The organism is Kribbella sp. CA-294648 (assembly GCF_050943845.1).
In the GTDB taxonomy this organism is placed as follows: Bacteria; Actinomycetota; Actinomycetes; order Propionibacteriales; family Kribbellaceae; genus Kribbella.
Window position 1 is genome coordinate 6,310,924 of record NZ_CP191981.1, and the last position, 13,043, is coordinate 6,323,966.

Below are 13,043 nucleotides of genomic sequence, written 5' to 3' on the forward strand. Positions count from 1 at the left end.
TGGATCACAATCCACCCTGCGGCGTGTTGGTCTCACCACGGACAGCACCGGCCGAACGCGGGGTGATGTCGGCAACTTGCCGGATTCCGTCGCCGCCAGGTTGCCCATTGCCGGACTGGACGGCTTCCCCCAGGACCCCAACCCGGACAGCGTGGGCCGCGATCTGTCACTGGGGAAGGGGTGGGGCATGTCCGCCGTGCGATGGTTCCGGATGTCAGTAGGGGTGGTGCTGGGGGCGCTGTTGCTCAGCACCGTAGGTAGCGCGGGATTGCCGGTCTTTCCCGCCCCGCAAGCGGCGTTCGCCGCGGTCGCAGTCACGCTCCAGGCGCCGGCCACCCGGCACAGCGACGGCGCGGAGCTGGCCTGGAGCCGGTACGTCGCCGACACCACCGCGCCGTTCACCGGCTACCAGGTGCATCGCTCGTCGACAGCAGGTTTCACCCCGTCCTCGGCGACGCTGCTCACCACGATCGGTGACGTCGGCACCATCCGCTACCGGGACACCACGGCCAAGCCCGCGACGGCCTTCTCGTACAAGATCGTGGTCGGCTCACTCGTGTCGGGCGAACAGCGGGTGACCTTGCCCGTCGCAGGCAGGACCGACAAGACGTTGTCCGGCGAGGCGTCCTACGTCGCGCAGGACACCAGCACTCCGGCCGCCTGCTACAACGACTACAACTACGGCAGCGCGGGCTGGCTGCGGACCGGACCTGCCACCAACGGCGTGGTCCACCGGCCGGTACTGCGGTTCGACCTGCGCGACATTCCCCCGTCGGCGACGGTCAGCAGCGCGACGCTGGTTCTCAACTACGCCGCCACCACCTCCACGGTCGGCCAGGTGAACGTCCATCGCGTCAAGCAGCCCTGGACCGAGGGCACCGGCACGGGTCAGTGCAACGGCACCGGCGTGACCTGGAACGAGACCCAGAGCGGCGTGAAGTGGGCGGCCGCCGGCAGCGCCTTCGACGCGGCGATCAGTGGCTCCGTGGCGGCCAAGGCCCGCTCGGCAGCAGGTGTCGACAACTTCGCGGTCACGTCCCTGGTCCAGAAGTGGGTGACCGGTACGCCGAACCATGGCCTGATGCTGAAGACCGCCGCCGAGACGCTGCCCACGGTCCAGGCCTACTTCGACTACCGCAGCGACGACTACTCCGTGGCCGCCCACCGTCCCAAGCTGCAACTGAGCTACACCGACGGCACGACCGCGCGCGCTCCCCGCGCAGTGGTCTCCGAGCCGGCCGCCGGCCAGTTGGTCGCGGGCACCGCGGCTGTTCTCAGCGCCGCGGCCGGCGACGACCGCCGGGTCGACAAGGTCGAGTTCCTGGTCGACGGAGCCGTAGTCGCGACCGACACGGCCGCCCCTTGGACGGCCACCTGGAACTCCACCACCGTGGCCGCCGGGAACCACACCGTCACGGTCCGGGCCACCGACGACGCCGGCAATGTGACCACCTCCGCCGGCAGCAGCATCCTGGTCGACAACTCGGCAGCGCCGTCGGCTGCGAGCGTCACCTCGCCGGGGAACGGAGGAACGGTCAGCGGCACGGTGACAGTGGGCGCTTCGGCCACCGATGACGTCGGCGTGACGAAGGTCGAGTTCCTGGCCGACGACCAGGTCTTCTCCACCGACACTGCGGCCCCCTGGTCGGCCAGCTGGAACACCCTCGACCTGCTGACCCCGGCGTACGACGGTCCGCACTCGCTCAAGGTGCGCGCGTACGACGCGGGCGGCCGGGTGCGGGAGTCGACCGTGGTCGGTGTCACCGTGGGGAACACGGCCGGCACGGCGTACCGGGCGTCGTACGACCTGAACGTCCTGGGCAACGGCGACGACGCGTTCGCCATTCCGCCGACGCTGCTGTCCAACGAACTGGCCACGACGTCGGTGGATCCGGGCACCGGAACGACCGGCACGAAGGACCTCGCGAGTGCTCCCGTGGACAGCACCCTGGAGTACCAGGAGAGCACCTGGCAGCCCTCCAGGTCCTCGAGTCCGGACGTCATCGACGAGGTTCCGCCGCCGCCGGACATGGTGTCGGCCAACGCGTTCCAGGCCGACGTCACCGTCACCAACAACAGCGCGGTGACCTGGCGGAACACGGGCAACACTGATCTGCGGCTGTGGTACCGCTGGTACACCAACGACGGCGTGGTCCTGTTCGAGGGCCCGGGCACCGACTACTTCCCGCAGACCGTGCAACCCGGGCAGAGCAAGCGCATCCCGGTGACGGTGGAGCCGCCGGCCATGCCGCTCGGCATCGACCTCAGCCAGGTCAGGCTGCGGTTCGACATCTACGACCGCAACGCGACCACGCTGAACAAGTGGTACGCCGGCCGTGGCAACAAGCCGGTCGACAACCCGGTGATCGTGGAGAAGCGGCTGGAGGGCGCGCTCGGACTGGAGAAGTACTGGCAGTACGAGGGTGAGCAGGCCGGCGCCGGCGTGAACGTGATGACGAATGTTGCCAACGGCAACATGCTCTGGCGCTGGTCGCCGTTCTACGCGCCCGGCCGTGGCCTGGCCTCCATGCTGGACCTGACCTACAACTCGCTCGAGGACCATTCCGAGTCCCCGGCCGGCAACAACGTCTCGTTGTCGATCTCCGGCCTGACCCGCTGGGGCTACGGCCTGGACATCCACCCGAACAAGGCCGACGAGCTGACCGGCAAGTCGCGGAAGTACGTCGTACTGACCGACGGCGACGGCACCACGCACCAGTTCACCGGTACGACGAACGCCGACGGCACGACCACCTGGACCGAGCCCGCGGGCGTCAACCTGTACCTGCGGTCCACCACCGATCCGGTCAAGCACTGGGCGCTGACTCGTCCCGACAACGTCACCTTCTGGTTCGACACCGACGGGTACCCGACCTACGTCACCGACCGCAACGGCAACGAGTTGCGGTTCGAGCTGCAGGACACGCCGCCGGGTGAGGACCCGGGCGGGCCGAAGCGCCGGATCGTCAAGGTGCACGACGCGGGCGGCCGGTTCTTCGAGATCGACTACTACAGCAAGGACGAGGCCAAGAAGGCGCACGTGCGCGGCAAGATCCAGCGGATCTACGACCACTCGCGGTCCGTGCTGGACTTCGAGTACTACCACGACGGCAACCTGCTCCGGATCGTGCAGCGGGGCGGCACCCAGGCCAACGGAGCGCCGCTGGCCGACCGCTCAGTGGTGTTCACCTACACCGTGCCGAACGGAACCGGACCGGCGATCCCTGACCCGGCCGCCCGGGTGAACCCGGATCCGCACACACCCAGCCAGTCCACCCGGCTGTTCAGCATCCGCGACCCGCGCGGCGCGGAGACCACCTTCGCGTACTACGGCCCGTCCGAGGGCCCCCAGCTGCGGTGGAAACTCAAGAGCCGGACGAACCGCTCGGCGAAGACCACGACCTTCGGCTACAACCTGACCAGCCGGGTCACCACGGTGAACGCACCGCTGGCCCGGGACACCGACTACGCCTACGACACGCTCGGCCGGCCGACCAGGATCACCAACCCGAACGAGGAAGCCACCGCGATCAGCTGGACGACCGACCACAAGGTCGCCCAGGTGACCGAACCGACGGGCGCCTACGAGGCCTTCACCTACGACCACAACGGCTACCTGCGGACCAAGCGTGACCAGGTAGGCGCGGTCACCACGCTGCAGTACGAGTACCGCAAACTCGACACCCGCGATGCGGCCGGCCACTGGGGACTGCTGACCAAGCACCTCCCGCCGAAGGGCAGCACGCACCAGACGACCTGGACCAACGACACAGCCGGCAACCCGGTCGTGATGCGTGACCCGGCGGGCTTCGAGACGCGCTACACCTGGAACCTGGCCGGCTCGTCCGCGCCAGGCACGGTGGCACGGGTCGACCGGCCTCGGGGCGGACCGATCAACTACGCCTACGACCCATCCGGCCAGCCCTCGCGGATCGACGAGGCGGGCCTGCGAGTCACCACCCTCGGGTACGACGTCGACGGGCAACTGCGGTGGGTCCAGGACCCGAACCACCAGACCGCGAGCGGCGCCGACGAGCGGGCGTACCGGACCTACTTCGACTACGACGCCTTCCACCGGATGGGCCGGCAGAGCGCGCCGAAGTCCACCACCCTGGATCGCGGCAAGCTGATCTGGTCCTCGGCCGGCTTCGACCCGAACGACAACATCACCCGTCAGGTCGAACCACACTTCGGCGGCTTCGTCGACGACGACGAGAACGCCGGCGTCCGGACCGGCTCGTACGACGCGATGGACCGGCTGCTCGTGCAGGCGAACCCGGACAAGAGCGTCGATCCACTGGGCGAGCGCACGGAGTACCGGTACGACGACGCGGGCCGGCTGGTCGAGCAGACCAAGCCGAAGGGAGTGCTGACCGCTGAGGCGACCGACCCGCTCGACCACAGCACGCAGTACACCTATGACGTCCTGGACCGCGTGATCAAGCAGGCTGAAACCGGCAAGACGGCGGACGCGCCACGGGTGACCTGGCTCTGCTACGACCTCGCGGGTGACCTGCGCTCGGTCACCTCGCCGCGGGCGAACCTGACCAGCCTGACCTGCCCGGCGACCGCCGCGCAGAACTTCACCACCCGCTACACCTACGACGCCGCCCACCGGCCGGTCTCCCAGACCGACCCGCTCGGGCACGCGAACCGCACGACGTACGACACGCACGGCAACGTCACCGTCCGCGAGGCCGACCTCGAAAGCGGCCGGGTGAACAAGACCGTCACCAGCTACGACGTCCGCGACCTGCCCGTCCGGGCCGACCAGAACCTGGACGCCGCCAACGGCAAGACGATCACCTCGCTGATCTTCTACGACGCCAACCGGAACAAGACCAAGACCGTGCCGCCGCGGGCCTTCGACGCGGCCGGACGGCCCACGACGTACACGGAGTCCACCTTCACCGAGTACGTCACCACCAACGACTACGACCCGGTCGACCGGCTGGTCAGGACCGGCCAGCCGTACAGCAACGCGGAGCCGGAGAAGCAGTACGTGCACCGGGCCTACGACGCGAACGGCAACCTGGCCTGGACCTCCTTCCCGGTCACCAGCGCCGATCCGGCGGCCGTCGGCGACACGGCGAAGACCAAGATGACGTACTTCGACCCGGGCTGGATCCGCTCGACCAAGAAGCCGACCGACCCGCTCGAGGTCTTCGATTACTTCGCCCAGGGCTGGCAGCAGCTCAAGACCCCGGAGAAGAAGAGCCAGCCGGGTACTCCCGACCTGGAGCGGGAGATGCGCTGGGACTACTTCCTCGACGGCAAGCTCAAGACCCGGACCGACCGGGACGGCAACGACAGCACCTACAGCTACGACGCGAACGACAACATCCTGCGCGGTGTCGACGCCTCCGGGGTGACCGATGCCAACGACCAGCCGATCGAGACGGTCGCGACCTGGACCGGCTTCGACCAGCCGGAGAAGGTCAAGCACCGCAAGGAGAACGCGACGACCTGGAAGTTCAGCCAGTACACCTACGACCTGAACGGCAACGTCTCCGAGCGGCTGGAGAACGGCGAGGAGTCCACCTCCACCGGCGCTCAGACCAAGGCCCCGCGCCGGCATGTGCTGACCTACGACGGAGCCGACTGGCTCACCGACCAGCGCGATCTGGGCACCGACGACAACTGCAAGGACGACCAGCGCATCGTCAACGACTACTGGGCCACCGGCTGGGAGAAGCAGCGCGACATCTTCAAGGCCAAGACCGGCTGCACCGCGGACGTGTCCACCTGGAAGCAGCGGCAGCGCAGTACCTGGAAGCACTTCGACAACGGCAAGCTGGCCGACCTGAAGACGCTGGCCTTCAAGGACGACGGTTCGAGCCGGGTGACCGAGTCGCACGACGTCGGGTACTACGAGGGCACCCGGTACGAGAACGGGAACCGCACCACCGACCGGTTCATCCTGGAGCGGGCCGAGGGCAAGACCGGCGTCACCACCTGTGTCGGGACCACGCCGTGCCTGCAGGACTGGGACTACGACCCGCGCGGCAAGGTGGTCAAGCATCAGAAGAAGGAGGGCAACGTCGCGCGGTACACCCTCGACCAGCCGGCGATGCTGATCACCGACAACACCATCCGCGGCGGCAACGTGACGACCGAGTCCGACGACGGCGACACGGTGAACAAGCACTACGAGTCCAACCAGATCAAGAAGCTGCAGCTGGCCGGCAGCACCCAATCGGCCGACTACCGCTACGACGACTACGGCAACATGGACTGCGTCACCCTCGGCGCGCAGGCGAGCTGCCCGAACGGCGGCGCGTCGATGATCACCGACTACAGCTACGACCCGCTGAACCGGCTGAGCAGCCAGCGCCAGTACGCCGGTGGCTCGGTGAGCGACTCCGCGGAGTACACCTACGACGCCCTCGACCGGCTCACCAAGGAGAAGGAGACCCACACCGGCGATGCGGCCAACTCCCGGACCACCGACTTCTCCTTCGAGGGCCTGACCAACAACGTCACCGAGGAGAAGCAGACCGGCGGCACGAACCCGAAGACGAAGACCTTCTCGTACGACGCCTTCGGGCACCGGGTCTCGATGACCGACACGGTGAACGGTTCCACCCAGACCGACACCTTCACCTACTCCCACGACGTGCACGGCTCGGTCAGCCAGCTGATCGGTGACGCCGGACAGGTCAAGGCGTCGTACGGGTACGACGCCTACGGCGGGCAGGACTCGACCGATGACGACGCGCAGGGACTGACCACCGGCGACCTGAACGACAAGGCGCCGCTGAACCCCTACCGCTACACGGGCAAACGGCTCGACTCCGGCTCGGCGACAGCCACCAAGGCGGCCACCAGTCTCGACATGGGCGCCCGCCGGTACGGCGTGGACACCGGCCGGTTCCTGCAGGCCGACATGTTCGCCAACGCTCTGGGCGATCTGAAGCTCACCCTCGATCCGCTGAGCGGCAACCGCTATGGCCTGGCGGCGGGCAACCCGGTCAGCTTCGTCGAGGTCGACGGCCACATGCTGCTGGCCGACGGCGGAGGAGGCGGCTCCACCACGCCGACCCCGACGCCTCCGCCCAGCATCACTCAGGGCACCGGCGACGTACCGCAGGAGAAGGAACGTCCGGAGTACCCGGCCGGGGAGTGGGAGAAGTACACGAACCTGTCCGACTACGTACTGGGGCCGGCGATGGCAGGCCCGGCCGAGGTCGGCGGCTGGGGCAGCTGGGCCGGCAAGCACATGAAGCACCAGTGGTCGTGGGTACGGTCGCTGGCCGGCAAGTTCAACAGCTCGCTCAGCCACAACGACATGATGCGCGACCTGGGCCGGTGGGCACGGTCACCGAAGGCAACCTGGGCCGGCCGGGGGCTCGGCGTGCTCGGCGCGGGCCTGAGCTTCGGCAAGCACCTCGCCGAAGGCGACCGCGCGGTGTCCGCCGGTGTGAAGACCGGGATCGAGGTCGGCGGCGCGATGGCCGGCGCGAAGGCCGGGGCGATGGCGGGAGCCGCGATCGGTTCGTTGATCCCCGGTGCGGGTACTGCGGCCGGAGCGTTCATCGGCGGGGTCGTCGGAGCCGGGATCGGGGCATTCGGAGCGAGTGAGTTGCTCGATACGGGCATCGGTGATGCGGTCGAATCGGTGTCCGACACAGTGCAGGACGTCGGCGGCGATCTCCTCGAAGGCGCGGGTGATGCGATCGGCGGCTTGTTCGGCTGAGGCCGATCACCCAAGGTAGTGCTGAACGGATCAACCGACCAGGAGGCTGGGGATGAACGAGGGCAGCGTCGACACCGGATTGCTCGTCGCGATCGTTCTGCTCGGCCTCCTGGTCCTGGGGTCCCTGGTCCTGATGCCCAAACTGTGGCGGTCCGAGGCTGACATCCAGAAAGAGGAAGCGACGAAGTGGTGGCCGTTCAGCGAGGCGTTCCGGGCCGGGTTCATCCGCTCGATCCCGGCCGCGGTGGGCGCCCTGCTGATGCTCGAACTCGGCTTGATCGCGGGGTTCTTCGAGCAGTACCTCACCGGTGACGGGAGCCGGTTCGCCGGCCGGCTCAACCTGTACTTCGGGACGGCGTTTTTGCTGATGCTGCTGGTCGACCTCAGCGTGACGCTGTTCAACCAGCCGAAGTTCATCGTTCCGCCGGACGCCCGCGACGAACGCGGCGCGGTTCCGCTGTGGTGGTCGAGCCGCAAGTACAAGAAGACCAAACGCGGACGGCGGGCTGAGAGCTAAGGCAGGAACGGAGTGAGCGCGGCGAGGAAGTCGTCGAGCCGTTCGGCGTGCACCCAGTGGCCGGCGTCGGGGATCTCGGCGTACTGCGCCTGCGGGAAGTAGCCCTTGATGGTGGCACGGTGGTCCTGCTGCACGTAGTCGGACTTGCCGCCGTAGATGAAGAGGGTCGGGCCGTCGTACGAGCCGGTGATGTCCTCGGGCCAGCCAGAGATCGCTGGGAGGGCCGCCTCGATGACCGGGAGGTTGGGCCGCCAGCGGGCGCCCTGGTCGTCGAGGATCAGGTTCTGCAGCAGGAAGGCACGGGTGCCGGGCGTCGGCACTGCTTCGACCAGTTGGGCGTCGACGTCGGCCCGCCGCTGCACAGCGGACAGATCGGCGGTGCGCATCGCCCGCGCGTACTCGACGAAGGCCGGCGGGTAGCCGACCGGCGCGGCGTCGACCACCACCAGCCGCTCCACCACCTCGGGGTGCGAGAGAGCGGTCAGCATGGCCGTCTTGCCGCCCATCGAGTGGCCGACCAGGGCGACCGGCCCGACCCCGAGCCCGGCGATCGTCTCGGCGACGTCGGCGGCCATCTCCGGATAGCTCATCGTCTCCGTGTGCGGTGACGTGCCGTGGTTGCGCAGGTCGAACGCGAAGACCCGGTGACCGGTCGCGAGACGGCGGGCCGCGGTCATCCAGTTGCGGCTGGAGCCGAACAGACCGTGCATCACCACGACCGGCGAACCACTCTCGCCGTACGACGTGACCGGAAGCTTCATCAAGACCTTTCGAGGGGCTCAGCGGCGGCGTTGCCAGCAGGTGGTGTGCCAGTGGCGGCGCTCGTCCAGCGACTGGCCGCCACCGATCGACGCCAGCAGACTCGGCGTCTCCGGCCAGACGACCACGTGCGGGGTCGCGGCCAGGATCGTCTGGTCACAGCCAGGACACCGGTACGACTTGCCCGCCGCCGACCCGCTCACCTGCCGAACCATCCACGACCCGTCGGACCGCGATTCCCGCGTCTGATGCCCACCCAGCAGCGGCCGGTCACTCACCGGCCGCGTGTGCTTCGAAGGCTTCTTCTTCCGGGACACCATGGCAGTCCCAAGCCTATCGGCCCGGTCCCAGCACCCTTGCCAGGACCGACCGGGCGTGGCTCAGGCGACCTTGGTCTGGTCGCGGAGTTCGCTGCCGACCTCGTGCAGATGGCCGAGGCCCATCCGGTACGACTCGATCACGCCGGTGTTCAGGTACGGCATGCCGATCCGCTCGCAGTACTTCTCGACGATCGGCTGAGCGAAGCGCAGGTTGGCGCGCGGCATGCTCGGGAACAGGTGGTGCTCGATCTGGTAGTTCAGGCCGCCCATCATCCAGTCGGTGACGAGGCCGCCCTTCACGTTGCGCGACGTCAGCACCTGCTTTTCCAGGTGGCCCCAGTTCGTGTCGGCGTCCGGCATCTCCATGCCCTTGTGGTTCGGGGCGAAGACGCTGCCCAGGTGCAGGCCGAACAGTGCGTGGTGCAGCGCGGCGAAGGCGATCGCCTTACCGGGCGACATGATCAGGAACAACGCACCGAAGTACAGGATCAGGTGGGCGGCCATCAGGCCGAGCTCGATCCGGGCCTCGCGCTTGGCCCGGCGGCCGACCAGGAACAGCACGCTCGACACCTTCAGGTTCAGGCCTTCGAGGGTCAGCAGCGGGAAGAAGATCTTCGCCTGGTGCCGGGTCAGCCAGCCGTACAGGCCGGTGCGGCCCTCGGCCTGCTCCAAGGTCCAGACCAGAACGCCCTCGCCGACGTCGGGATCCTTGTCGGTGTGGTTGGGGTTGGCGTGGTGCCGGTTGTGCTTGTCGTTCCACCAGCCGTAGCTCATCCCGCAGACGAAATTGCCGTGCAGCATGCCCAGGACGTCGTGTAGCTTGCGGGAGCTGCCCACCTGCTGGTGGCCGGCGTCGTGACCGAAGAACGCGGCGCGGGTGGTGAAGATCGCCAGCGGAATCGTGAGCAGCAACTGCAACCAGGAGTTACCGAGCAGGACGACACCGGCCCAGGTCGCCGCGAGCAGCGCCACGTTCAAGGTGATCGCAATCACATAGGACGCGGTACGGCGTTCCAGCAGTCCTGCTTCCTTGATCTCGCGAAGCAGCGGCGCGAAGTCACTGCCCTTCGTGGCGGTGAGTTCGCGGTCAGGGGCAAGGGCAATGGGCTGCGCCATCGGTGTCCTCATCTCAGAGCGGTGGGAGGCCTAGGCGTTCAGCCGCGGGCCAGCGTAGTGCATCCAGCCTGGTCGCTGAAGCGATCGAAAACATGAGTGCTACTACCCGGGTCGTGCGGGGTGCAGGTGCCCACCTGACAGTGGACCTAACACCACTGAGCCCGGCCTGACTCTCCGTCATGATGGTTACTGCCGGACCGATCTGGTCCACACCACATGTTTCCGGGAGACACAGCGATGACGATCACGCAGCAGGCACCGAAGGCGCCGATGCGATTCCCCCGCCTGGCGCAGCCCTTCATCGCGCTCGGCCTGGCGGTGCTGGCCGAGCTCGGCATCGCCTTCTTCGTCCTGAACGTCGTCGCGGTGCCGCTGATCGCGGTCTGGGTCGGCATCCCGCTACTGCTGGTGTTCGTCCCGTGCGTCCGCTGGTACGCCAACTGCCACCGCGTCCTGTACGCCGGCCTGATCGGCACCCCGATCCCCAAGCCGTACAAGAAGCCGCCGATGCCCGGCATCCTGATGTGGCTCCGGACCACGCTGACCGACCCGGCGACCTGGCGCGACATCGCCTGGCTGCTGGTGAACGCGGTGATCGGCTTCACCCTCACGCTGCTGTCGGCGGTGCTGTTCCTCGCCTCGGTCTTCTACCTGATCTACCCGTTCCTGGTCTGGGTCACCCCGGACGGCGTCTTCACCGAGCCGTTCGGTGGCCTCTTCACGGTGAACGTGGCGACCAGCTTCCTGATGATCCCGTTCGGTTTCTTCGCCTTCCTGATCTGGCTGGCCGCGGGTGAGCGGCTGCTGAAGGGCGCGGCGTACGTCGGGAAGTCGCTGCTCGGCCCGACCGAGAGCGCGCAGCTGGCGATCCGGGTCCGCGAACTGTCCGACTCCCGCGCGGAGACCGTCGACACCCAGGCGGCCGAGCTGCGCCGGATCGAGCGCGATCTGCACGACGGCGCGCAGGCCCGGCTGGCGGCGCTGAGCATGAGCCTCGGGATGGCCGAGGAGATGGTCGCCCGTGACCCCGCCCAGGCAGCGGCGCTGCTGACCGAGGCGCGCGAGTCCGCCGGTACTGCGCTGTCCGAGTTGCGCGACCTGGTCCGCGGCATCCACCCGCCGGTGCTCGCCGACCGCGGACTGGAAGGCGCGGTCAAGGCCCTCGCGCTGAGCCTGCCGTTCAAGGTCGACGTCACCATCGACCTGCCCGGCCGGCCGCCGGCGCCGGTCGAGTCCGCGGCGTACTTCGCGGTGGCCGAGGCGCTGGCGAACGCCCTCAAGCACGCGGCGGCGACGACGGCGTGGGTGCAGCTGACCCACGAGAACGAGCGGCTGCACATCCTGGTCGGTGACGACGGGGTCGGAGGCGCGACGGTGCGGCCCGGTGGCGGTCTGTACGGTATCGAAAGGCGGCTGGCCGCCTTCGACGGTACGTTGACCGTGGCCAGCCCGACCGGCGGGCCGACCACCGTGATCATGGAGTTGCCTTGCGAGTCGTCATCGCTGAAGATCACGCCCTCCTCCGGGACGGCCTGATCCGGCTGCTGGAAGCCCACGACTTCGAAGTCCTGGAAGCCGTCGACAACGGCCCCCGGCTGGTTCCGGCGCTCGTCGAGCACCGGCCGGACGTGGCCGTCGTCGACGTCCGGCTGCCCCCGACCTTCACCGACGAGGGTCTGAAGGCCGCGATCGAGGCCCGCCGGCAAGTGCCGGGACTGCCGGTGCTGGTGCTGTCGCAGTACGTCGAACAGCTGTATGCCCGCGAGCTCCTCACCGGCGGCGGTGGCGCGGTCGGCTACCTGCTCAAGGACCGGGTTTCCAACGTGGCCGACTTCCTCGACTCGGTGCGCCGGGTCGCGGCCGGCGGCACGGCGATGGACCCGGACGTGATCGGCCAGTTGCTGGCTCGCAACACGCGGGACGAACCGATCGGGCGGCTGACCCCGCGCGAGTCCGAAGTACTGGGCCTGATGGCCGAAGGACGCTCGAACGCGGCCATCGCCGGCGCGCTGTTCGTGACCGAGAAGGCCGTGTCGAAGCACACCAACAACATCTTCGCCAAGCTCGACCTGCCGCCTTCGGAGGACGACAACCGGCGTGTGATGGCGGTGCTCACGTATTTGTCGTCCCGGTGATGTCGAGAAGCTGCGGCCGGCTCCGTCTCCGGGTGTACGCACTACAGCGATGGGAGATCTGAGATGACCAAGTTCCTGATCACCGTGGACTACAGCCCCGGTGTCATCGAGACGCCGATGACCGAGTGGGCCCCCGAGGACATCAAGGCGCACATGGCCTATTACACCCAGCTGAACGAGGAGCTGCGGGCCAGCGGCGAGCTGGTCGAGCACCTCGCGCTGACCTGGCCGGACGAGGCCAAGACGGTGGTCTCCGACGGCAAGGCCGCGCCGGTCGTCACCGACGGCCCGTTCGTGGAGTCCAAGGAGATGCTGGCCGGCTTCCAGATGGTCGACGTCGACTCCCTGGAGCGAGCCCTCGAGATCGCCGCCCTGGTCTCCCAGGTCCCCGGCCCCGGCGGCGTCCCACTCCAGCAGCCGATCGGCGTCCGCCGCGTAATGGACGACTCCGACTTCGAGGAACTCAACCCACTCGGCTGACCTCACTGTCCCGAACGACA

8 protein-coding genes are annotated in these 13,043 nt (G+C 68.2%); 5 read left to right on the top strand and 3 right to left on the bottom strand.

What is annotated here, in order from left to right; all coding sequences use genetic code 11:
* Window positions 1-187: 187 nt before the first annotated feature.
* Window positions 188-7,696: an Ig-like domain-containing protein gene (locus tag ACQPYM_RS29775; protein WP_433007072.1), complete on the top strand. Its 7,509-nt coding sequence runs from the start codon at window positions 188-190 to the stop codon at window positions 7,694-7,696.
* A gap of 52 nt (window positions 7,697-7,748) precedes the next feature.
* Window positions 7,749-8,213: a hypothetical protein gene (locus ACQPYM_RS29780; protein WP_433007074.1), complete on the top strand. Its 465-nt coding sequence runs from the start codon at window positions 7,749-7,751 to the stop codon at window positions 8,211-8,213.
* Here ACQPYM_RS29780 and ACQPYM_RS29785 read toward each other — a convergent pair.
* The 3 genes from ACQPYM_RS29785 to ACQPYM_RS29795 form a co-directional block, all read right to left on the bottom strand.
* The gene (locus tag ACQPYM_RS29785; protein WP_433007076.1) at window positions 8,210-8,974 is read right to left on the bottom strand and encodes an alpha/beta fold hydrolase; all 765 of its coding nucleotides are present in this window, start codon (window positions 8,972-8,974) and stop codon (window positions 8,210-8,212) included. The genes ACQPYM_RS29780 and ACQPYM_RS29785 overlap by 4 nt on opposite strands.
* A gap of 18 nt (window positions 8,975-8,992) precedes the next feature.
* Window positions 8,993-9,250, bottom strand: a complete 258-nt coding sequence (locus tag ACQPYM_RS29790) for a hypothetical protein (RefSeq protein ID WP_433007079.1) — start codon at window positions 9,248-9,250, stop codon at window positions 8,993-8,995.
* Window positions 9,251-9,352: 102 nt separating this feature from the next.
* Window positions 9,353-10,408 (bottom strand): fatty acid desaturase family protein, encoded by a 1,056-nt coding sequence (locus ACQPYM_RS29795; RefSeq protein WP_433007082.1) that lies wholly within the window; start codon window positions 10,406-10,408, stop codon window positions 9,353-9,355.
* A 237-nt stretch (window positions 10,409-10,645) separates the two neighbouring features.
* Here ACQPYM_RS29795 and ACQPYM_RS29800 point away from each other — a divergent pair, with 237 nt between their 5' ends.
* The 3 genes from ACQPYM_RS29800 to ACQPYM_RS29810 all read left to right on the top strand — a co-directional run bounded on the left by ACQPYM_RS29800 (window position 10,646) and on the right by ACQPYM_RS29810 (window position 13,023).
* Entirely contained in the window at window positions 10,646-11,944 is a 1,299-nt protein-coding gene (locus ACQPYM_RS29800; protein WP_433007085.1) for a sensor histidine kinase, read from the top strand.
* Entirely contained in the window at window positions 11,896-12,543 is a 648-nt protein-coding gene (locus tag ACQPYM_RS29805) for a response regulator (RefSeq protein WP_433007088.1), read from the top strand. Before ACQPYM_RS29800 ends, ACQPYM_RS29805 begins: the two co-directional genes overlap by 49 nt.
* Window positions 12,544-12,606: 63 nt before the next feature.
* On the top strand, window positions 12,607-13,023 hold the full coding sequence (locus ACQPYM_RS29810; RefSeq protein WP_433007091.1) for a YciI family protein: 417 nt from the start codon (window positions 12,607-12,609) through the stop codon (window positions 13,021-13,023).
* The last annotated feature ends 20 nt before the right edge of the window (window positions 13,024-13,043 follow it).

Excerpts from the sequence above, each read along its gene's own strand:
- ACQPYM_RS29800 (WP_433007085.1), top strand. The coding sequence starts at position 10,646 with ATGACGATCACGCAGCAGGCACCGAAGGCGCCGATGCGATTCCCCCGC.
- ACQPYM_RS29775 (WP_433007072.1), top strand. The coding sequence starts at position 188 with ATGTCCGCCGTGCGATGGTTCCGGATGTCAGTAGGGGTGGTGCTGGGG.
- ACQPYM_RS29810 (WP_433007091.1), top strand. The coding sequence starts at position 12,607 with ATGACCAAGTTCCTGATCACCGTGGACTACAGCCCCGGTGTCATCGAG.
- ACQPYM_RS29795 (WP_433007082.1), bottom strand. The coding sequence starts at position 10,408 with ATGGCGCAGCCCATTGCCCTTGCCCCTGACCGCGAACTCACCGCCACG.
- ACQPYM_RS29780 (WP_433007074.1), top strand. The coding sequence starts at position 7,749 with ATGAACGAGGGCAGCGTCGACACCGGATTGCTCGTCGCGATCGTTCTG.
- ACQPYM_RS29785 (WP_433007076.1), bottom strand. The coding sequence starts at position 8,974 with ATGAAGCTTCCGGTCACGTCGTACGGCGAGAGTGGTTCGCCGGTCGTG.